Source organism: Cupriavidus sp. F041, assembly GCF_057814235.1.
This window is the reverse complement of the sequence record NZ_JBVASY010000001.1, coordinates 2,984,218-3,003,944: the sequence shown is the minus strand read 5'-3', so window position 1 is coordinate 3,003,944 and position 19,727 is coordinate 2,984,218. Positions and strand designations below refer to the sequence as shown.

The window sequence follows — 19,727 nt, the reverse complement described above, 5'->3', positions numbered from 1 at the left end:
CAGCCACATCACAGCAAGGAAACAAAGTGTCAGACACGTTGGCTCGAGGCTCGCATGGCACGCACCAGGAGCCGCCGTCCTGGCCGGCTCCTGGCCTGTATCCCGATAGAGTTTAGACGACGGCGATTACATGGACATTGCGCGTAGTCATGAACGCCGAGGATCGGTGGCGCATGCGCCCTGCGCGGATGCCCTGGGTCAAGCGGGCAAAAACGCCGGCAGAAACACCCTAGCTGCCCCCGCCTACCTCGACGATCGAGCCATTGGGCGCAACGAGGTAGAAGTTCGCGCCCACCCCGACCCAGTGACGGCCTTTGGTTGGCTGCGCCAAGTTGTACTGACGCCAGTCATCCACCACATATTGACGATCGCGGTACTCGGCGGGAAGCTTGTCGCCCTTTTTCCATTGGCCCGGCACGCTGCGCGTATTGTTGCCAGCCGGAGCCATGCTCGCATCCTTGGATGACGGCGACTGGTATTGATACCCACTGCCGGTGCCGGAGGCCGGCTGCGCAAAACAAGAGGCCGAGACCAGGAACCCGCCGGCAAGCAATACGCCCGGCAGCAGTCTGCTTCTCATGGTTTTCTTCATTGAGCACTCCTTTTTATTGGCCGCAATGGCCCTGACAGGTCATCTCCTACCGGGCGATGCCACGGGCAGCCCACGCGATCGGTGTGTCGCGAAATAGGGGCCCGCAACATCAATGCCCGGATTAAGGATAGTGGCTATAGGGGCGGATGGGGACGGCAAGCGCCGGAACCGGCGCCCGCCAGGCGTGCGCAGGCTTGCAGGGACAGGCTGGAGAAGGGTTGCGGGAAAGCAGAGCGGGGAAATACCTGCTGGGAATGTAAAAATTTCTGCCGGGATGGAAACGCAAAGGAGCGCCGGCATCACAAAAAATGACGCCTGAGGCGTCATTATCGGAGCGTGGCGGAAGGCTGCGGAAAGCGGCGGGTAGCGGCGGGTAGCGGCGGGAAGACACGAACATGCCCCGCACCCCCGCCCCACGCGCAGCAAACGCTACAACGGCCCTGCCTACGCGTGTGCGCCCCGCAGCGCGCCGGCAAAACGGGCTTGCGCGGGTGCCATGTCGTCTGGCGTGGCGTCCAGCTTGAACTCGTCCACCGCGGCCTGCAACTGGTGGGCCTGGTCCGCCAGGGCCGACGAGGCAGCAGCGGCCTGCTCCACCAGCGCGGCGTTCTGCTGCGTCACCGCGTCCATTTGCATCACGGCTTGATTGACCTGTTCGATGCCATCGCTCTGCTGCCCCGACGCCACCGCGATCTCGCCAAGGATGGTGGTGACCTGCCGGGAGGCCGTCACGATCTCGCGCATCGTCTGGCCTGCGTGCTCCACCCGCGCCGAGCCGTTGCGCACCTGCTCCGCGGAGTCGCCGATCAGCCCGCGGATTTCCTTGGCCGCCGCGGCGCTGCGCTGCGCCAGGGTACGTACCTCGCCCGCCACCACCGCAAAGCCGCGCCCCTGCTCGCCCGCGCGCGCCGCTTCCACGGCGGCGTTGAGCGCCAGGATATTGGTCTGGAACGCGATGCCTTCGATCACATCGATGATGTCGACCACCTTCTTGGAGCTGGCGCTGATCGCCTGCATGGTGTCCACCACCTCGCCGACCACGGTGCCGCCTCGTTGCGCGATATCCGAGGCATTGGCCGCCAGTTCATTGGCCGCGTGCGCGCGCTCGGTATTCTGTTTGACCATGGCGGTCAGCTCGCCCATGCTCGACGCGGTTTCCTGCAGCGCCGCGGCCTGTTCCTCGGTGCGCTGGGACAGATCGGTGTTGCCGGCCGCGATCTGCTTCGAGGCGTCCGTGATCGAATCCGTCGACTCCTTGATCCGGCTCACCAGGTCGGTAAGCATGTCTTCCATCTCGCCCATGCCGCGCAGCAGACGGCCGAACTCGCCCTGGCGCTCGGTTTCGAATTCCTTACTGAGGTCGCCGGAGGCCACGGTTTCGGCGATATAGACGGCCTCGCCCAGCGGTTGCTCGATGCTGCGCGCAATGCCGTGGGTACAGGCGGCGCCAAACAGCAGCGCGGTTAGCCAGAGCCCGAACATCCAGGCGCGGACGGAGTCGGGGACCTGCCCGACATTCCCGGCCGCCGCGTCCGGCAGGGCATTGAGCCCCATCGCGATCGCCGCCGCCATCAATATCAACACCACCGCGAAACCAGCGCCAAGGCGCATGCGGGTGCTCAGGTTAGCCAGTGCCATCATTGCTGCATCTCCCCTTTTTAGTAGACTTCGCCTGCCTCGTCGTCTAGGTAACGGCTACGCGCGGAGAAACTTTAGGGGAATTACCAGATGCCGCCCTCCAGTCGCATTCAGGCGGGACGCTGCTCCGGCACCATCCCGCCATCCGCCCGGCTACCCGCGGGAAAATGCACGCCGGCGCGCTGGGCGGCCCGCACGATGTGATCGGACATGGCGCGCTGCGCGAGGCTGGCGTCGCCCGCCGCCAGGGCGTCGATGATGGCGCAATGCTCGGTGTAGGTGGCGTGGCGGCTGCCGCGCTGGTAGAACGGCAGGCGCTGGCTTTCCTGCATGACATCGGTGCTGTTGCGCAGGATATCGGCAATCGCGCGGTTGCCGGCGATGGCAATGATGCGCATGTGGAAATCGAAATCCAGCCGGGCGGCCTGGGTGAAGTCGGACGCATCGATGCACGCGCGCATGGCTTCGGCGTTCTCGCGCAGGGCGCCGATATCTTCCGGCAACAGCGCCGCCGCGGCCAGCCCCACGGTGAAGCTTTCCAGCGCGAAGCGCAGCTGGTAGATATCGGTCAGCGAATGCGATTTCGAGAAACGCCACTGCGGCGGGGCGCCGTCGGCGGCATCGGCGGCCACATACACGCCTTTACCGGGTCGCGAGACCACCAGCCCCAGGCCCTGCAGGGTGGACAGCGCCTCCCGCAGCGAGGTGCGGCTGATGCCGAGTTGCTCGGCCAGGTCGCGTTGGGAGGGCAACAGCGAGCCGGCCGGATACTTGCCGCCTTCGATCCACTCGCGGATGAGGGTCGCGGCGTTGGCGGAGATGGCGGTGGCTGTGACCATGGCGGTGATGGAAACTCCTGCGCTGGATGGTGTTGATGGCAAAGGACAAGGGAAATTGCCGCGGGCGCCAGCGCTGGCGCCGGATCGACGGCAAATTGTACTCGACCGCTACCGGGAGATCTAACTGCAAGCACAACCGCCTGACGTCAGGATCAAAGACCAAAAGGCTGATAGCCAAAGGCAGTAACTACCCTGTTTTCGCAAGATTGCGCATCGCCTCCCCCTGCTCCGTGACAGCCTACAGCGGCGGCACCGCGGAAAGCTTGTCGGGATTGCGCACGACGTAGACAGCGGTGATGCGGCCCGCCTCGATGGTGAAGGACTGCGCCGACTCGATCTTGCCGTCCACATAGCGAAGGAGCCCGGGCATGCCGTTGATCCGGGCCAGCCGGTAGCGTACCTTGCCTGGCGCGGCGTGCCCGAGCGACCAGAAGACACCGGCGATACGCGCGGCGCCGCGCAGGATGCGCCCGAACGACGGCACCTTGCCGCCACCGTCGCTGATCAGCTCGGCATCCGGGCTGAGCATCGTCTTCATGGCGGTCCGGTCGCCGGTGCTTGCGGCCTGCATGAAGCGGGTCAGCAGTTCGCGATGCTCCTGTGGCGATACGTCGTAGCGCGGGCGGCCTTCCCGCACGCGTTCACCGGCGCGGTGTACGATCTGGCGGCAGGCCGTTTCGGTCTTGCCGAGGATCGAAGCGATTTCCTCATAGTCCAGATCGAATGCCTGCCGTAGCAGGAACGCCGCCCGCTCGTCGGGCGAGAGGCGTTCCAGCACCAAAAGGAATGCCACCGACACTTCGCTTGCCAACTCCGCCGCCGCCTCCGGCGTGTCCTCATGCGACTCGACGAGCGGCTCAGGGAGCCACCAGCCGATGTATTTCTCCTGCTCGCTCTTGCGCGAGCGCAGGCGGTCGATCGCGAGCCGCGTCGTGACCGTGACCAGCCACGCTTCCGCCGAGCGCAACTCGGCCTGGTCGGTGTCGTGCCAGCGCAGCCAGGCGTCCTGGACCACGTCCTCGGCGTCGGAACGGGTACCCAGCATGCGATAGGCAATCCCGAAAAGACGGGGCTTCAGTGCGGTGAAAGGTTCGACGGAATCCATAAGTCATATGCGAGAAGATCACCCCCAGACGTTCCGGCAACGCGTTTTGTGACATCCAGGCGAACGACTGGCACCGCGCAGGGGCGACACCGGGCGCGAAGAAAACCGGAGAAGATATAAAGCAAAAAAAACTGCAGCGGCTGTCACAAGCCGGTTCCCGCCGCCGTCTTACGGTCATGGCAGGCGCGCAGGGCGCCTGCCAGACCCGACGAAACGGATCGAAAGGCAAAAATCATGACTGCTGCACGTATCAACTTTTTCCAACTCGCCCCGGCCAACCTGAAGGCGATGATCAATTTCTCCGCCTCCGTCAAGCAAAGCTCGCTAGGGCCCCGCCTGGTGGAGATGGTGAACCTGCGCGTCTCGCAGATCAATGGCTGCGGCGTCTGCATCGACATGCATTGGCGCGACCTGATCAAGCAGGGCGCGGAACCGCGCCACCTGAATGCCATCGCCGGCTGGCGCGAGGCGCCGTTCTTCAGCACTCGCGAGCGCGCCGCGCTGGCCTGGGCGGAAGCCGTCAACGCGCTGCCGCACCGCGACGACACGGATGCGGTCTATCCCGAATTGCGCGAGCATTTCAGCGAGAACGAGATCGCCGAACTCTCCTACGCCATTGCAGCGATTCGCGGCTGGAACGTGATGAACCTGAGCCTGCGCAACCAGATTCCGGAAAATCCGGCTCCGGGCTTCTGATCGCGCTGCCGGTTCGTCTTGCGATGGCGCGGCGCCGCCTGCGCCATGCAGACCGTAGCCATTGCGCCGCGCAAATGCTCGATCTGCCAGCTCGCCGATGCCTGCGCAAAGATCTGTGGCCAACGGCATGGCATGGACCGGGCCATGCCATACCTTACTTGTTCACCATCCGCGCAGGGACGGTATAGGTGAGCGCCGCGCCACAGAGCAGCACGCCGGCCAGCACGAACATCGCCAGGTTGGTGCTCTGCGTCGCATCCTTGATCAGCCCGATCATGTACGGGCTGACGAAGCCGGCCAGGTTGGCGAACGAGTTGATCATGGCGATACCGGCAGCGGCCCCTGCGCCGGACAACAGCGCGGTGGGCAGGCTCCAGAACAGCGGCGACGTGGCCAGGCTGCCACCGGCCGCTAGCGCCAGGGCCGCGAGCGACAGCGCCACGTTGTCGCTGAAGACCGCGCTCAGCGCCAGCCCGGCGGCGCCGCAGCAGAATGGCACGATCAGGTGCCAGCGGCGTTCGCGCATGCGGTCGGAGCTGCGGCTGACCAGGATCATCGAACACACCGCGACGGAAAACGGGATGGCGGTCAGCAAGCCGATATTCAGCGCGCCGGTCACGCCGGACTGCCGGATCAGCGACGGCAGCCAGAAGGTCAGCCCGTACTGCCCCATCACCGTGCAGAAGCAGATGCAGGCCATCTTGATGATGCGGCTGTCCGAAAAAAGCTGCCGCATGGTCATATGGCCACCCTTCGCCGCGTTCTCGCTGGCGATATTGCGCTCCAGCAGTTCCTTCTCGGATTGCGTCAGCCAGCCTGCCGAACGGATGTTGTTATCGAGATAGGCCAGCACGGCGAAGCCGACCAGCAAGGAAGGCAGCGCTTCGATCAGGAACATCCACTGCCAGCCGCGCAGCCCCGCGACGCCCTGCATCGACTCCATGATGAACCCCGAGAGCGGGCCGCCGAAAATGCCCGAGACCGGGATGGCGCACATGAACAACGCCACCATGCGGGCGCGGCGGTGCGACGGAAACCAGTAGGTCAGGTACAGGATCATGCCGGGATAGAAGCCGGCCTCGGCCGCGCCAAGCAGGAAACGCAGCACATAGAACTGCGTGGTGGTCTGCACGAACACCATCGCCGCCGAAATCAGGCTCCACATGATCATGATGCGCGAGATGGTGGCCTTGGCGCCGATCCGGTGCATCAGGATATTGCTCGGCACTTCGAAGAAGAAGTACCCGATGAAGAACAGCCCGGCGCCCAGCCCGTAGGCGGACTCGCTGAACCGCAGGTCGCCAAGCATGTGCAGCTTGGCAAACCCCACATTGACGCGGTCCAGGTAGGCCACGACATAGCAAAGCATCAGGAAAGGCAACAGGCGCCATGCGACCTTGCGGTAGACGGCATTTTCCTGCGCCGCCGCCGCATTGGCGGCGGCCGGCTCGGGGGCTAGCGATGGGGCGGTGGTCAGGGACACAGCAGTTTCCTCCTCGGGTGGCGTGGCACTTCGCTCAACTGGTATTACCAGTATGATTTCTAATGGATGGCGAAGAATACGTCCGCATCGCGCTGTGGAAAAGCAGCGTAAACCCGGAATTTAAGGCGCCTTGACGCGAGGGCAGGCTAACGCGATACTAGCCCTACTGGTAATACCAGTTGGATAACTCCGCTCAGAAAGCCGCCTTTCACGGCTCCCTCATCCCCCTGACCAAGAGGAAAAACGTGCCTGCTCCTGACCAGACGGCGATCATGCGCCCAACACCTGCCCACGCGCCGGTGCCCTTGCGGGTCGAGCCGCTGACCGCGGCTGGCTTCGCCCCCTTTGGCGACGTCATCGAAAGCGAAGGGCACGCGCCGATGGTGATCAATGGCGGCATGACGCTGCGCTATCACGACCTCGCCGGGATCGACGTCGGCGCGCAGGACGGCCGTGCGCTGATCAACTTCTTCGACGCGCAGCCCTATTCCCTGCCGCTCGCCATCGCATCGATGGAACGGCATCCGCTGGGCAGCCAGGCCTTCGTGCCATTGGACGAAACCGCCTTCCTCGTCGTCGTGGCGCCGGCCGGCGGCCAGCTCGACGAGTCGGCCATCCGCGCCTTTGTCACCAATGGCCGGCAAGGCGTGAACTACAAGCGAGGCGTCTGGCATCACTCGTTGATCGTCACGCGGGGGCGGGCGCGATTTCTGGTGGTGGATCGTGGTGGGGAGGGGCACAACTGTGATGTCACTGAGTTGCTCGGCAAGTATCTGATTGCGGCCTGAGCGGGCTGGTGTGTTGCTATGCAGGGGCCTTTACGGGCTTAACGTCAAAGTCAAAACCCTAAAGTCAAAGGCAGTTTCACCACCCCTTCGGGGCAGCGACCTACTTTCTTGTCTTGCCCAAAAAGTAGGCAAAGAAAGCGCCCCATACGACCTGGTATATCTACACGGGCTCGCTTCGCATCGCGCACCGGTGTGGACCGCCCCCAAAGGGCGCTCTGCACGGCTACCAATGGTTTGGCAGGCTCGCTCCTGCAAATGGCCACCCTCCTCCGCAGGCGAAGGAGCAACCCAGCGGATAGCAAGTGGCAGTTGGCGCATGGAGACTGGAGACTGGAGACTGGAGACTGGAGACTGGAGACTGGAGACCGGAGACCGGAGACCGGAGACCGGGAGTTTGGCGTCCGAAGAGCCGAGAGATTTCGGCGATACGCGATATCGCCAGATCAGCGATTCGGTGTAGCCGTGTGGAGCGCCCCCAAGGGCGGGCCACACCCCAGCGCGATGCGAAGCGAGCCCGTGTAGATGTACCCGGCACGCCTTTTTTGCCTACTTTTTTGGCAAGACAAAAAAGTAGGTCGCCGCCCCGAAGGGGTGGTGAAACTGCCTTTGACTTTAGGGTCTTGACTTTGACGTTAAGCCCTTAATAACAGCCCCACCGTCCCCCCCCAAAAAAAACCTCACTCCAACCCCCGCCCCTCCCCAAACCCATCCCTCAACTCCCTCTTAAGCACCTTCCCAATCGCACTCCGCGGCAGCCCCTCAACCAACTCCACCACAGCAAGCCGCTGCGTCTTGCCCACCTGCCCATTAGTCCAGCCCATCAAGTCCTCCCCCGACACCCCGGCCCCTTCCCTACGCACCACAAACGCCACCGGCGTCTCCCCCCATCGCTGCGACGGCACCCCTACCACGGCGCAGTCCACCACTTCGGGATGCTGCAGCAGAATGCCTTCGAGATCGCTGGGGTAGATATTGAAGCCGCCGCTGATGATCATGTCCTTCTTGCGGTCCATCAGCGTGAGGAAGCCATCTTCGTCAAAGCGGCCGACATCGCCGGTGCGGATAAAGAGCTTGCCGGTGGCGTCGCGCCATTCCGCGGCCGTGGTCTTTTCCGGTTGCTTGTGATACCCCGCCATGATGATGTTGGAATGCCCGACGACCTCCCCGATCTCGCCCACGGCAACCTCGACGCCGCTGTCGTCGATCAGTCGGATGTCGTGCCCTTCCATCGGCTTGCCGACGGTATGGAGCTTGTTGGGAAATTCGTGCGCCGCCAGCACGCAGCTGCCGCCGCCTTCGGTCATGCCGTAGTACTCCACCAGGCCGCCCGGCCAGCGCTTGAGGATCTCGCCCTTCAGCGCGGCCGCAAGCGGCGCGCTGGTGGAGAACTTCATCTTGAATGCCGACAGGTCGTACTCGCCGAAATCGCCGCGGGCCATCAGGCGCTGGTATTGCACCGGCACCAGCATGGTGTGCGTGACGCGATGCCGCGCCGCCAGTTCGAGATAGCGTTGCGCATCGAACTTTGGCATCAGTACTGCGGTGCCGCCCAGCGCCAGCGTGGGGATGAAACTCACCAGCGTGGTGTTGGAGTAAAGCGGCGTGGAGATCAGCGTGACCGCCTCACGCCCGTAGCCGCCGCTTTCCTGGACACGGCGAATCTGGTTCCAGCGCAGGGCGTGGCCGTGCACGATGCCTTTTGGCGTCCCCGTCGTGCCCGACGAGTAGATGATGTTGAACACTTGCTCCGGCCTGACGGGATGCTCCTGCGGGCGGCTGCCTTGCGGCGCCAGCCAGGCTTCGAAGGACAGCCCGGCGGGCGCGCCGCCCAGGCCGACGAGGCGGGCCTGGATGCCGTCCCTGACCGTCGCGATCTCGCGCAGGACATCCGCATCGACGAAGAGCAGCCGTGCGTCGGAATCCTGCACCATGCCCGCCAGGCTGGCCGGCGTGGAGGACGGCGCGAGCGGCACCAGCGCGACCCCGGCGCGCAGGCCGCCGATCAGGATCGCCGCGTACTCGACGGAAGCTGCCGCGCACACGGCAAGCGCAGCGCCGGGCTCCAGGCCGTCACGCTGCAATGCGGCGGCAACGCGGTCAACCAGTTCGTCGAATTCGGCATAGGTGAGCGAACGGCGGTCGTCGACCACCGCAACATGCCCGGGTTGCTCGGCCGCGTGCAGCCGGACGCAGCCGGCCAGGTTGCCAATCGGCTGCGCCAGAAGTTCTGTGATGCCCATGGGATTTTCCTGTCTCCACTTGACGTCGCGATCGGCCGTTCTGGAAGAGCGGCCGATCGCGCGCAGATTTATTGTCCTGAACGGCCGGGCATCCGGCGTTCATCCATGTGCCCGCCGGTTTTGCGGCTGGCCGGGGAGAATTCTCGCATGGACGCGGCAAGGCTGCCGCGGATGATGCCCGGCGCCTGGCGGGGGTGGGCGCATTCCACGCACGCTTGCAGGGAAACAGGAACGTATCGTGGCGCCTGATGCGCGGTGTTTAGAGCGGGCCACCCTCCCCGATCCAGTATGGCGCGCGCCCATAGTACTCGTGCAGCGTGGCGCCCCACTTCGGGTCGGCCATGGCCGGCCAGTTGTCCTTGTCGAAGCCCGGCGCGTCCTTGATCCGTTGCGCGGTCACGCCGATGCGGAAACACTTCTCGTCGGCGTCCAGGGTGAGCGCGCCCCAGGGAATGGCGTGGAGCGTGTCACCCATCCCGAGAAACCCGCCGCTGGTCAGCACCGCGTAGGCAATGCGGCCGCCACGTACGTCGAGCATGATCTCCGAGATCTTGCCGACATGCTCTCCGTCGGAGGAATAGACTTTGTCGCCTTCCAGCGTCGAAGCCGCCATGACGTCCGGGCCGGGGCCGTCGCCGATCCCACCTCCGACAATGGCCGCACCACGGCCGGCGGCGGCCACGCCACGATTGAGTGCATTGCGATTGAGTTCGTTCATGTTCGTCTCCTGATAAGGGTCGTGCCGTAGTTCGCGCAACGAACATGCCAGGACGGCGTTGCCGGCGGCATCGCCTTTCCGGCCTCCGGGTCACGGGAAGAATTACAAAGCCGGTAATTTTCCATGCCTTGCGCCGGCCCGGCGGCATTGCTGCCCGCCGGCCTTGCCGGCGGCACGCGCGCCGCGTCACCAAGGCTGGCACATGGCACGAAACATGCGCCGGGCATGATGACCTCGCTTGCGCCGAACCAGGACGCGCAGGCGGATGAGCCGCCAGGTCCACGCTGCGTGCAGCGCACGCGGCACCCTCGCCCCGAACGCCCCCCTCTCAGGAGAACCACGAATGGAAACCCAAGGCAATACCCAATTCCCCGCCCAAAACGTTTCGCCGGGTTTCGCCGGCAAGGTAGGCGCGGCAACCACAAACGTCATGGACGCGGCTAAAGACGCCGGCAAACAGGTCGGCACGGTCGCACGGACCGAAGCCTACGGCCTGAAGCGGGAGCTCGATGACCTGATTGGCCGTATCCCCACCTTGTCGGGGGCTGCGCTGGACCAGGCCAAGGAAGAGTTCCTAAACAAGATGAACGCTACCAGGGACACCGCGAAAGGTATTTCCGATAACGTGCGCCACCAACTCTCCCAGCGCGCCGAAGACACCGCCGCTTACGTCAAGGAGCAACCCCTGCGCTCGATGGGCATAGCGGTCGGGGCCGGCATCATCCTGGGCCTGCTGATGTCCAACCGGGGCGGCCGCGCCACAGGCTGAAACACGGACCACGCCCGCTTGCGCCCGGCCGGGCATCCCGTGCCGGGCGCGTCCGTCACCGCGCGCCCGGCGCCATCACGCGGACGCTTCGTAGTCCACCTGGTGCCGCGCAATGCGCAGGTCGCCAAGCTCAGCCTTCACGCGCAGGTGCTCCGGATGGCTGGCGTAGCCTTCCAGCGCCGATTGCGACTCGAACTCGGAGTACAGGACCACGTCGCAGGCGTAGTTGACCCTGCTGGCATCCACGCCGACCTCCAGGTGGCGCAGTCCCGGGATCCGGCCGCGCAGCCCTTCGAAGGCAAGCTTCAGCCGGGCCACGCCGTCCTGCTTGTCAACTTCGGTTTCCCCGCGCAGGTTCCACATCACGATGTGTTTGACGATGGGCACGTCTCCTCCTTTCCGGATCTCAGGCCGGCGGAAAACCGGCCTTCTGCGGCCACAGGTTGGCAAAGGCATGGACGGTCGACTGCCCATACACACCGGCCTTGGTGAACGGCTCGGCTTCCAGCCACGCCTGCGCTTCCGCCCGCGAGGCAAAATCGATCACCAGCAGGCTGCCGACCATGGTGGCGCCGTCGTCGCCCAGCAGCGGGCCCGCAAAGGCGATGTTGCCCGCCCTGGCGCCGAGATAGTCCTTGTGCTCCGGGCGCACCCGGGCGCGCAGTTCGCCGGTGCCGGGCTTGTCGAGAAGATGGAATACAAACAGCATGCGGGCTTACCTCCGTGTTGACGTTGAAGCCGGCGCCGACGGTGCCGGGTTGAGGATGAAATCGAAGTCCAGCGTGTAGAACGGCCTGGCGGATGCCGTGCCGTCGGGCGCGATGCCGGGCTCATGCCGCACCCAGTCTCCGATCAGGGAACTGCGCACGCCGAAGACCGCATCCGAATCCAGGTACTCGCCTCCCTCGCGGAACACATGGGTGATGAGCGTCTCGTAGCCCGGTGCGGTGATCATGAAATGCAGGTGGGCCGGGCGCCACGGGTGGCGGCCCATGGCGTCGAGCATGCGCCCCACCGGCCCGTCGTGCGGGATCGGATAGCACTCGGCGACGATCGACTTGAAGTGAAAGCCGCCGTTGGCGTCGGCGGTCAGCGCGCCGCGCCCCTGGTGGCCGTCGCGCCCGGCCTGCTGCACGTCGTAGAAGCCATCCGAATCCGCCTGCCACACTTCCAGCCTGGCATGGGGCACCGCCTCGCCCGTCACGCTCCTGACCTGGCCGCTGACGTAGCACGGCTCGCCGGTCATGCCGTTGCCCACATCGCCGCCCAGTTCATACTCCGGCGCACCATCCACGTAGAACGGACCGAACACCGTGGCCTCGGTGCAGCCGCGCGGCTTCTTGTGGTTCTGCGCCGTGACCAGGGTGGACAGGCCCAGCGTGTCGGACAGCAGGATGAACTCCTGCCGGCTGTCGGTGCAGGTATGGCCGATTTCGGTCAGGAACCTGATCCCTTCGGCCCATTCGGCCTCGGTGAGCCGCACCTCGCGGGCAAAGGCGTGCAGATGCTGGACCAGGCTGGTCATGATCTCCTTGAGCCGCCCGTCCGGCATATCGGCGTGCCGCGCCAGCACGGCCTGGGTAATGGTTTCTTCGTCTAGATTGCGCATGATGTCTGTTCTCTGGTTGTCGATCGTCCGGGCGCCGGGGCTGTGAATCTCAGGCCTTGGCCGCGTCTTCCCAGCGCGGGCAGCTGCGCTTGCTCACCGGAACATCGATCGATTGGTAGTTCGTCTTGTCCACCACCGTGGCCGGCAGCACGATGCTCTGGGTGACCGGCATGCCGCGCAGCTTGCGAATGGCCGCCATCGTGCCCAGGCAGCCCTGGGCAAATCCATTGTAGTCACCGGTAGCGAGCAAGGTACCCGCCTTGATGGCGTCGATCGCCTCCTGGGTACCGTTGATGCCGGACACCAGCGCCTTGCGGTTGGCGCCCTGCAGCGCCTCGATGGCGCCGATGGCCATGGCGTCGTTGGCGGCGAAGATACCGTCGATCTGCGGGTACGACTGCATCAGGTTTTCCATCACCTGCAGTGCCTGCAGGCGCTGGTAGTTGGCCGGCTGCGACGCCAGCAGCTTGACGTTGGGGAAGGCCTTGAGCGCGTCCTGCATGCCCCTGACGCGATCGATATTGGTCAGCGAGCCCTTGATGCCCTCGAGCAGGATGACGTTGCCTTTGCCGCCCATGGCCTTGAACAGGTGGGTGGCGGTCTTCAGGCCGAGGTCGTAGTCGCTCGCACCCACGAAGGAGACGAAGTTGCCGACCTCGCTCTTGTCGGTGACGTTGACCACCGGGATGTTCGCCGCGTTGATCTTCTTCACGCCCGGCCCCATCGCCTTGTAGTCCACCGGAACGAAGACGATGGCGTCGGCCTTCTTGACGATCACGTCTTCGACCTGGCTCATCTGCTCCGGGATGCTGTCCGGCTTGGTGGGGATGTAGTGGGTGACGCGGGCGTTCATGCTCTTGGCCGCCGCGTCCGCGCCCTGGCGCACCACCTGGAAGAACGGATTGGTCTGGTTCTTGGTGAATACCGCGATGCGCTCGCCGTCCGCGTGGGCCGGCGCCGCCAGCATGCCGAGGGCCAGCACGCCTGCCAGTTGTTTTAGGTTACGTAAGTTCATGTTGTCTCCTTGGTCTTTGATGAAGGGCCATGCGCAGCCGTGCCTGCCGCCGCGCCGGAACGACTACGGCCTGACACCCAGCCGCTTGCGCGACAGCGTGTCCAGGAATACCGCCAGCACGACGATCACGCCGGTCACCAGGGGCTGCCAGTTGGCGCTGACGGTCAGCAGGTTCATGCCGTTGAGCACCAGCGTCAGGATGATGGCGCCGACCAGCGTGCCGGATACGCGGCCCACGCCGCCGAACAGCGAGGTGCCGCCGATCAGCACCGCCGCAATGGCGGGCAGCGTCAGGGCTTCGCCGATGTCGCCCTCGGCCGAGTTGAGCCGGGCCAGGAACACCAGGCTGGCGATGCCGGCCATCGCGCCGCTCACCAGGTACACCAGCACCAGCCGCCGCTGCACCGGAACGCCCGAAAGCCGGGCTGCCACGGGATTCGCGCCGATGGCGTAGATCTCCTGCCCGTAGACGGTCTTCTGCGACATGGCAGTGCCGGCCACCAGGAACAGCAGCATCAGGTAGACCGGGATCGGCACACCCAGCAAGTAGCCGCTGCCGATGGCGCGGAACGCCGGCGGAAAGCCATGGATGGTCTCGCCCGCCATGAACCAGTAGGTGACGCCGTGCAGCACCCACAACATGCCGTAGGTGGCAATGAAGGGCGGGATGCGCAGCATGGCCACCAGCAGCCCGTTGGCCAGGCCGATCAGCGCGCCGGTGCCAAGCCCCGCGCCCACGCCGAGCGTGGTCGATCCCGTGGCCTTCATCACGGTCGCCGCCACGCAGGCCGACATCGCCACGTTGGCGCCCACCGACAGGTCCAGCCCGCCGGTGAGGATCACCAGCGTCACGCCGGACGCCAGCAGGAACAGCAGGCTGGCCTGGCGCAGCACGTTGAGGATATTGCTCAGCGTCAGGAACGCGTCGGACGCCACGGCAAGCAGCAGGCACAGCAAGCCGAGCGCAAACAGCCGGTAGGCAATCGAGCGGGCATCCGCCGAGAGTGGCGGGAACAAAGTCGCCGTGTTCATGCTTTCCCCTTGAAGGATTCGATCAGCAGCACCACCAGCACCAGCACGCCGATCGCCGCCACCTGCACCGATGACTGCACGCCGACGAGGTTGAGCCCGTTGCGCAGCACGCCCACCGCCAGCACGCCCAGCACCGTGCCGGGCAGCCAGCCGTTGCCGCGGTCGAAGGTGGTGCCGCCCACCGCCACCGCGGCGATGGCATCGAACTCCAGCCCGATGGCCGCCGTGGGATGCCCCGCGTTCATGCGTGCGGTGAGCAGCAGCGCGGCCACGCCGGCCATCAGCCCGCCCAACACATACACTGCGATGAGACAGACATTGATGCGCACGCCGGAGAACTTGAGCGCCTCGCGGTTGCCGCCCAGCGCGAACACATAGGCGCCGAAGCGGGTGCGGTACAGCAGCCAGTGGAACAGGCCGTAGAACGCCACGGCGATCCAGATGGGAAATGGAATGCCCAGCAGTTGCCCGGAATAGATCAGCGGGATGGTGTCGCCGATGCCCACCACGCTCTGGCCATCGGTGGCCACCAGCGCCAGGCCCTGCGCGGCGCCCAGCGTGCCGAGCGTCGCCACGAAGGGCGGAATTTCCAGCCACGACACCAGCGCGCCGTTGAGCAGCCCGAACGCCAGCCCGGTCAGGAGCGCCGCGCCCAGCGCGAGCGGCAGCGATCCGCTGGACACCATCACCATGGCCAGCACCACGCCACACAGCGTCAGCACGGCGCCCATCGACAGGTCCAGGCCTTCGGTCATGATGATCAGCGTCATCGGCAAGGCGATCAGCAGCAGGATGGTGGATTGCGTGCCGATGTTCAGCAGGTTGTCCACGCTCAGGAAGCCCGAGCCCGTGGCGCTGAAAACCAGCGAAAGCAGCAGCAGCACCCAGACCGAGCCGGGCAGCTTGCCGAACGGCCGGCCCGGCTGCCGCGGTAGTGCGTTGGTATCAAGCATCGTTCATCCCCAGTTGCAGAATGCGTTCTTCGGTCATCTCGCCATGCGCGACCTCGCCGGCGATGCGGCCGCCGCGCATGACGTAGGTGCGGTCGCAGACATTGATGATTTCCGGCAGTTCGGAACTGATCAGCAGCACGCCCGCGCCCTGCCTGACCAGGCTGTCGATCAGCGCAAAGATCTCCGCCTTGGCGCCCACGTCGATGCCGCGCGTGGGCTCGTCGAAGATGAACAGCCTGGCTTGCGCCACCAGCCACTTGCCGATCACGATCTTCTGCTGGTTGCCACCGGAGAGGAATTGCGCAAGCTGGTCGCCATCGGGCGTGGCGATACGCAGCCGCGCGATCTCGCGCCCGGCCAGCGCCTCGGCCTTGTCGGCGCGATACCAGCGCGAGGGAAACGCGCGCCGCAGGCCGGCCAGCAGCAGGTTGTCCCGCACCGTGCGGATCAGCGCCAGCCCTTCGGATTTGCGGCTTTCCGGGATCAGCGCGGCGCCCAGTTCGCGGGCGCGGTCCGGCCCCCCGGTAAGTCGCTGGCCGAAAATCCTGATTTCGCCCTGCCGGATCGGGTCGGCGCCAAACACGGCGCGCGCCACTTCGCTGCGCCCCGATCCCACCAGCCCCGCCAGGCCGACGATCTCGCCGGCGCGCACTTGCAGGTTGATATCCGTGATGCCGCTGTCCGCGCTGACGTTGCGCACATCGAGCGCCACCTCGCCCGGCTGCGCGCCGCGCTCGCGGCTATAGCTCATATCGACCTTGCGGCCCACCATGCGCGCCACCAGTTCGTCCGGCGAGGCGTCGCCGGGCAGGCAGGCGCCCACCTTGCGGCCGTCGCGCAGGATGGTGATGCGGTCGCCGAGTGCGAAGACTTCGGCCATGCGGTGCGAGATGTAGATCATCGAGACGCCATCCGCCTTCAGCCGTGCGATCACCGCGAACAGCTTCTCGGTCTCGCGGTCGGACAGCGCCGCGGTGGGTTCATCAAGTACCAGGATGCGGGCGTTCTGCGACAGCGCCTTGGCGATCTCCACCATCTGCTGCTGCGCCACGCCCAGTTCATGCACCGGCGTGCGCGTGCTCACCTCCATGCCGAGGATGTCGAGGATGCGGCGCGCTTCGGCGTGCATTGCGGCGGTGTCGACGGAGCCAGGAATGCGGCCCCTGGGCTCGCGGCCGAGGAAGATGTTCTGCGCGATGTCCAGGTAGGGCACCAGCGAGAATTCCTGGAAAATCACCGCAATGCCGAGCCGCATGGTGTCGGCCGGGCTGGCGATCGTCACGGGGTTGCCCTCGTGATAGAACTCGCCGGCATCGGCCACATAGACGCCGCACAGGACTTTCATCAGCGATGACTTGCCGGCGCCGTTCTCGCCCAGCAGCATATGCACTTCGCCGGGATAGATGCGGAACGACACGTCGTCCAGCGCCTTCACGCCCGGAAAGTGCTTGCAGATACCGCGCATTTCGAACAGCGGCGTGATTTCCGTGATGGCGTTCATGATGCGAGCCTGTGGTTCGCGCCGGCGCCGATGCCGTGCGTGGCGGGTTGTCGATGCATGGTCTCCTCCTTTTTTGGTTGGTGGTTCTTCAGGAGCTGGTGGCGGATTGATGCGCCCGCCCGCTCGAAGTGAGCGCACTCGCCGCTGCCACCGCCTTCCCTTTCGCCCCGGGACATCTCTTGTTCCCTACCGCCCTGCCGCCAGCCGTTCGCCGGATTCGCGCAGCCTCTCAAGCTTGCCCGCCAGCCCGTCCACCAGCAGCCGCCCGTGGCGCTTGCGCGCCCTACCCGCCACGAACACGCTGTCGATGTTGGCCAGGCTCGCCTGCATCACGATGGCGCTGACGGGGTCGTGCAGCGGCATCATGTTGAGTTTGCGCGCGTCGATCAGGACCAGGTCGGCCTGCTTGCCCACGGCCAGCGAGCCGATGCGGTCTTCCATGCCGAGCATTCGCGCGCCGGCCAGCGTGATCCAGTCCAGCGCGTCGCGGCAGCCCGCCGTATGGACGGGGCCGATGTCGCCATGCTGTTGCCGGTATGCGGCATGGTCCAGCGCACGCTGTACGCCCAGCGCAATCCGCGCGGCAATGAACATCTCGCCGGACAGGCCCGATTCCAGGTCCACGCCGAGCGACGGCGCCGCGCCCAGGCGCATCAGCCGGCCGGTGATCGGGAAGCCATGGCCCTGCGTCAGTTCGTTCTCCGGCGTCACGGAGAAACTCATCCCCAGGCCGACGAAGCGGGCAAGCTGTTCGTCCGTCAGGTTGTTGCCGTGCACGATATTGATATGCGGCCCGAGCAGCCCCGCCCGCTCCAGCCGCGCCCACCCATCCGGCGTGCGCGCGCTGCCGCCGCCCTGATGCATGCTGGCCAGCAGGCCGAACTCGCGCGCCAGCGCGAAGTCGTGCAGCGCCACTTCCAGCGTCGAGTAATGCGGGCCCAGGATGGCCAGGCCGAGGCTGAGCAAGGACGAGCCTTGCAGCCGCTTTGACAAGCGCTCCACCTCGCTGCGCGGGTGCGGCATTTCCCAGAACGGCATGGCGCCGGGCTTGGGGTCGGGCTTGGGCGAGCCGTGCAGGAAGGCCGCGCGGATGCCGGACTGCGCCAGCGCGTCCAGCGCGGCATCGCTATGCGCCGGGGTGGGATTGTTATGGCACCAGTCCACCAGCGTGGTGGTGCCGCAGTCCAGCTGGTTCCAGGCGCCGGCGAGCGTGGCGATGCCGATGTCTTCCGGTGTGAAGCGCGTGGCCAGCCCCGCGTGCATCTGCCGGAAATATCCGGTCAGCGTCCAGCCGGAGGCCACCCCGCGCAGCGCGGTCTGCCAGGTGTGCATATGCGCGTTGACGAAGCCGGGCGCCGCGATGAAGCCGCGCGCATCGATCCGTTCCGCGTCACCCGCGTCGATGCGCGGCGCGATCGCGGCGATGCGCTCGCCTTCGATCAGCAGGTCGCCGGTGAACTCGCCAAGGGTGGGCTCCATCGTGACCAGGGTCGCCCCGCTTACCAGGATGCGTGACATGAGCGCGGTCCTCTTTAACGCGAAAGGCAAACAAGACGCGGGGGACAAGCGAAGCGGAATGCAAGCATGGAATGGTCTCCTTGGCGCGGCGGCGCTGCCGGTATCCGGCGCGCCACTCTGGCTTTCTTCGGTTGGGCTGTCGTGCTGGGCGCATTCGCCGCCAGCGGCGGTATCAAGCACCTGACATCCGTTGGAACAAACTCTATACTCCCGGAAAACGGAAAAAAACGACGGATAAGGAAATCTTCTTTCCACCTGGCGAGGGAATCCCGCCAGAACAAGGGAGGAGAAGCCGCACACGGGGAGACGCAACATGGACCGCTGGACCGAATTCGAACTGTTCGTTCAGATCGCTGAACTGGGCAGCATCACCAAGGCTGCCGAGAGCCTGGACATTTCCAATGCGGCGGCAAGCCGCTACCTCGCTTCGCTCGAGGAGCGCCTCTCGGCGCGGCTGATCGAGCGCAACACGCGGCGGCTGTACCTGACCGACGTGGGGCATGAGTTTTTCCGGCGCTGCAAGGGTGTGCTGGCGGAAATGAAAGAAGCGGAGGCGGCCGTCAACGCCAATGTGCTGGAGCCGGGCGGCACGCTGACCATCACCGCCTCGCTGTCGTTTTCGATGAAACACCTGGCGCCGCTGCTGCCCGATTTCACCGCGCTCTATCCGAAGGTGGACGTCAATATCCTCGCGGCCAACCGCTACTATGACATCATGGACAGCGGCATCGACCTGGCCATCCGCACCCGCGAGTTCGAGCCCGACTCCGGCCTCACGGTGCGCCGGCTGGCGGAGACGCGTCGCATCCTGGCCGCTTCGCCGCGCTACCTGGGCCGCATGGGCACACCGCGCGAGGTCGAGGACCTGCTGCGCCACCAGATGCTGATCTATTCCTATGCGAACCGGCCGCACGAGATGACCTTCACCCGCGACGGCGAGGAGAAATCAGTAACGGTGCGCAGCAAGCTGGAGTCCAACGACGGCCAGGTGATACGCGCCGCCGCGCTGGAAGGCCTGGGCATCCTGGTGCAGCCCAAGTACATCGTCTATGACGACATCGTTGCCGGCCGGCTGATCCCGGTGCTGGACGACTGGGACCTGCCCCGGCTCACCATCAATATCGCCTTCCAGAGCCGACGCTACCTGGCCGCCAAGGTGCGCTTGTTCATCGACTTCCTGGTGGCGCACTTCGAGCGCATGGACTACGAGCGCAAATGGACGTCGTGAGGC

19 protein-coding genes are annotated in these 19,727 nt (G+C 65.5%); 4 read left to right on the top strand and 15 right to left on the bottom strand.

Going from position 1 to position 19,727, the window contains the following annotated elements:
- Positions 1-229 precede the first annotated feature (229 nt).
- From ACZY0R_RS13755 to ACZY0R_RS13740, 4 genes are all read right to left on the bottom strand, one after another.
- Positions 230-592 carry an RcnB family protein gene (locus ACZY0R_RS13755; protein WP_488858915.1) on the bottom strand — a complete coding sequence of 121 codons (363 nt, stop codon included), beginning with the start codon at positions 590-592 and terminating at the stop codon, positions 230-232.
- 444 nt (positions 593-1,036) lie between these two features.
- The gene (locus ACZY0R_RS13750) at positions 1,037-2,233 is read right to left on the bottom strand and encodes a methyl-accepting chemotaxis protein (RefSeq protein ID WP_488858914.1); all 1,197 of its coding nucleotides are present in this window, start codon (positions 2,231-2,233) and stop codon (positions 1,037-1,039) included.
- 107 nt (positions 2,234-2,340) lie between these two features.
- A complete protein-coding gene (locus tag ACZY0R_RS13745; protein ID WP_488858913.1) occupies positions 2,341-3,069 on the bottom strand; it encodes a FadR/GntR family transcriptional regulator in 729 nt (242 codons plus the stop codon).
- Positions 3,070-3,307: 238 nt separating this feature from the next.
- Positions 3,308-4,174, bottom strand: coding sequence for an RNA polymerase sigma-70 factor (locus ACZY0R_RS13740; RefSeq protein WP_488858912.1), 867 nt, complete (start codon positions 4,172-4,174; stop codon positions 3,308-3,310).
- A gap of 231 nt (positions 4,175-4,405) precedes the next feature.
- On the opposite strand from ACZY0R_RS13740, the gene ACZY0R_RS13735 reads away from it, so the two are divergent.
- Positions 4,406-4,870: a carboxymuconolactone decarboxylase family protein gene (locus ACZY0R_RS13735; protein ID WP_276285998.1), complete on the top strand. Its 465-nt coding sequence runs from the start codon at positions 4,406-4,408 to the stop codon at positions 4,868-4,870.
- A gap of 154 nt (positions 4,871-5,024) precedes the next feature.
- On the opposite strand, the gene ACZY0R_RS13730 is transcribed toward ACZY0R_RS13735, so the two are convergent.
- The gene (locus ACZY0R_RS13730) at positions 5,025-6,347 is read right to left on the bottom strand and encodes an MFS transporter (RefSeq protein WP_488859689.1); all 1,323 of its coding nucleotides are present in this window, start codon (positions 6,345-6,347) and stop codon (positions 5,025-5,027) included.
- A gap of 278 nt (positions 6,348-6,625) precedes the next feature.
- On the opposite strand from ACZY0R_RS13730, the gene ACZY0R_RS13725 reads away from it, so the two are divergent.
- Entirely contained in the window at positions 6,626-7,141 is a 516-nt protein-coding gene (locus ACZY0R_RS13725) for an ureidoglycolate lyase (RefSeq protein WP_488859687.1), read from the top strand.
- Between the two features lie 677 nt (positions 7,142-7,818).
- Here ACZY0R_RS13725 and ACZY0R_RS13720 read toward each other — a convergent pair.
- Together ACZY0R_RS13720 and ACZY0R_RS13715 are read right to left on the bottom strand one after the other, a co-directional pair.
- Positions 7,819-9,381: a class I adenylate-forming enzyme family protein gene (locus tag ACZY0R_RS13720; protein ID WP_488858911.1), complete on the bottom strand. Its 1,563-nt coding sequence runs from the start codon at positions 9,379-9,381 to the stop codon at positions 7,819-7,821.
- Between the two features lie 259 nt (positions 9,382-9,640).
- Entirely contained in the window at positions 9,641-10,099 is a 459-nt protein-coding gene (locus ACZY0R_RS13715) for a PRC-barrel domain-containing protein (RefSeq protein WP_488858910.1), read from the bottom strand.
- 343 nt (positions 10,100-10,442) lie between these two features.
- Here ACZY0R_RS13715 and ACZY0R_RS13710 point away from each other — a divergent pair, with 343 nt between their 5' ends.
- Positions 10,443-10,868: an ElaB/YgaM/YqjD family protein gene (locus tag ACZY0R_RS13710; protein WP_488858909.1), complete on the top strand. Its 426-nt coding sequence runs from the start codon at positions 10,443-10,445 to the stop codon at positions 10,866-10,868.
- Between the two features lie 75 nt (positions 10,869-10,943).
- Here ACZY0R_RS13710 and ACZY0R_RS13705 read toward each other — a convergent pair whose 3' ends face one another.
- The 8 genes from ACZY0R_RS13705 to ACZY0R_RS13670 form a co-directional block, all read right to left on the bottom strand.
- Positions 10,944-11,255, bottom strand: a complete 312-nt coding sequence (locus ACZY0R_RS13705) for a Dabb family protein (protein ID WP_045236571.1) — start codon at positions 11,253-11,255, stop codon at positions 10,944-10,946.
- A gap of 19 nt (positions 11,256-11,274) precedes the next feature.
- The gene (locus tag ACZY0R_RS13700; RefSeq protein ID WP_488858908.1) at positions 11,275-11,577 is read right to left on the bottom strand and encodes a YciI family protein; all 303 of its coding nucleotides are present in this window, start codon (positions 11,575-11,577) and stop codon (positions 11,275-11,277) included.
- Between the two features lie 6 nt (positions 11,578-11,583).
- Positions 11,584-12,477: an intradiol ring-cleavage dioxygenase gene (locus ACZY0R_RS13695; RefSeq protein WP_488858907.1), complete on the bottom strand. Its 894-nt coding sequence runs from the start codon at positions 12,475-12,477 to the stop codon at positions 11,584-11,586.
- A 49-nt stretch (positions 12,478-12,526) separates the two neighbouring features.
- A complete protein-coding gene (locus ACZY0R_RS13690) occupies positions 12,527-13,492 on the bottom strand; it encodes a sugar ABC transporter substrate-binding protein (protein ID WP_156177013.1) in 966 nt (321 codons plus the stop codon).
- A 63-nt stretch (positions 13,493-13,555) separates the two neighbouring features.
- Entirely contained in the window at positions 13,556-14,524 is a 969-nt protein-coding gene (locus ACZY0R_RS13685) for an ABC transporter permease (RefSeq protein ID WP_488858906.1), read from the bottom strand.
- A complete protein-coding gene (locus ACZY0R_RS13680) occupies positions 14,521-15,477 on the bottom strand; it encodes an ABC transporter permease (protein WP_488858905.1) in 957 nt (318 codons plus the stop codon). Before ACZY0R_RS13680 ends, ACZY0R_RS13685 begins: the two co-directional genes overlap by 4 nt.
- The gene (locus tag ACZY0R_RS13675) at positions 15,470-16,978 is read right to left on the bottom strand and encodes a sugar ABC transporter ATP-binding protein (RefSeq protein WP_488858904.1); all 1,509 of its coding nucleotides are present in this window, start codon (positions 16,976-16,978) and stop codon (positions 15,470-15,472) included. The genes ACZY0R_RS13680 and ACZY0R_RS13675 overlap by 8 nt, the downstream gene beginning before the upstream one ends.
- A gap of 186 nt (positions 16,979-17,164) precedes the next feature.
- Positions 17,165-18,496 carry an amidohydrolase family protein gene (locus tag ACZY0R_RS13670; RefSeq protein WP_488858902.1) on the bottom strand — a complete coding sequence of 444 codons (1,332 nt, stop codon included), beginning with the start codon at positions 18,494-18,496 and terminating at the stop codon, positions 17,165-17,167.
- Between the two features lie 313 nt (positions 18,497-18,809).
- Between ACZY0R_RS13670 and ACZY0R_RS13665 the strand changes: the two genes are divergently transcribed.
- Positions 18,810-19,724, top strand: a complete 915-nt coding sequence (locus ACZY0R_RS13665) for a LysR family transcriptional regulator (protein WP_488858901.1) — start codon at positions 18,810-18,812, stop codon at positions 19,722-19,724.
- Positions 19,725-19,727: the final 3 nt, after the last annotated feature.

What these genes read in the sequence shown, in the direction of transcription:
- ACZY0R_RS13755 (WP_488858915.1), bottom strand. Translation starts at nt 592, where the DNA reads ATGAAGAAAACCATGAGAAGCAGACTGCTGCCGGGCGTATTGCTTGCC.
- ACZY0R_RS13750 (WP_488858914.1), bottom strand. Translation starts at nt 2,233, where the DNA reads ATGATGGCACTGGCTAACCTGAGCACCCGCATGCGCCTTGGCGCTGGT.
- ACZY0R_RS13745 (WP_488858913.1), bottom strand. Translation starts at nt 3,069, where the DNA reads ATGGTCACAGCCACCGCCATCTCCGCCAACGCCGCGACCCTCATCCGC.
- ACZY0R_RS13740 (WP_488858912.1), bottom strand. Translation starts at nt 4,174, where the DNA reads ATGGATTCCGTCGAACCTTTCACCGCACTGAAGCCCCGTCTTTTCGGG.
- ACZY0R_RS13725 (WP_488859687.1), top strand. Translation starts at nt 6,626, where the DNA reads ATGCGCCCAACACCTGCCCACGCGCCGGTGCCCTTGCGGGTCGAGCCG.
- ACZY0R_RS13720 (WP_488858911.1), bottom strand. Translation starts at nt 9,381, where the DNA reads ATGGGCATCACAGAACTTCTGGCGCAGCCGATTGGCAACCTGGCCGGC.
- ACZY0R_RS13715 (WP_488858910.1), bottom strand. Translation starts at nt 10,099, where the DNA reads ATGAACGAACTCAATCGCAATGCACTCAATCGTGGCGTGGCCGCCGCC.
- ACZY0R_RS13710 (WP_488858909.1), top strand. Translation starts at nt 10,443, where the DNA reads ATGGAAACCCAAGGCAATACCCAATTCCCCGCCCAAAACGTTTCGCCG.
- ACZY0R_RS13700 (WP_488858908.1), bottom strand. Translation starts at nt 11,577, where the DNA reads ATGCTGTTTGTATTCCATCTTCTCGACAAGCCCGGCACCGGCGAACTG.
- ACZY0R_RS13695 (WP_488858907.1), bottom strand. Translation starts at nt 12,477, where the DNA reads ATGCGCAATCTAGACGAAGAAACCATTACCCAGGCCGTGCTGGCGCGG.
- ACZY0R_RS13690 (WP_156177013.1), bottom strand. Translation starts at nt 13,492, where the DNA reads ATGAACTTACGTAACCTAAAACAACTGGCAGGCGTGCTGGCCCTCGGC.
- ACZY0R_RS13685 (WP_488858906.1), bottom strand. Translation starts at nt 14,524, where the DNA reads ATGAACACGGCGACTTTGTTCCCGCCACTCTCGGCGGATGCCCGCTCG.
- ACZY0R_RS13680 (WP_488858905.1), bottom strand. Translation starts at nt 15,477, where the DNA reads ATGCTTGATACCAACGCACTACCGCGGCAGCCGGGCCGGCCGTTCGGC.
- ACZY0R_RS13675 (WP_488858904.1), bottom strand. Translation starts at nt 16,978, where the DNA reads ATGAACGCCATCACGGAAATCACGCCGCTGTTCGAAATGCGCGGTATC.
- ACZY0R_RS13670 (WP_488858902.1), bottom strand. Translation starts at nt 18,496, where the DNA reads ATGTCACGCATCCTGGTAAGCGGGGCGACCCTGGTCACGATGGAGCCC.
- ACZY0R_RS13665 (WP_488858901.1), top strand. Translation starts at nt 18,810, where the DNA reads ATGGACCGCTGGACCGAATTCGAACTGTTCGTTCAGATCGCTGAACTG.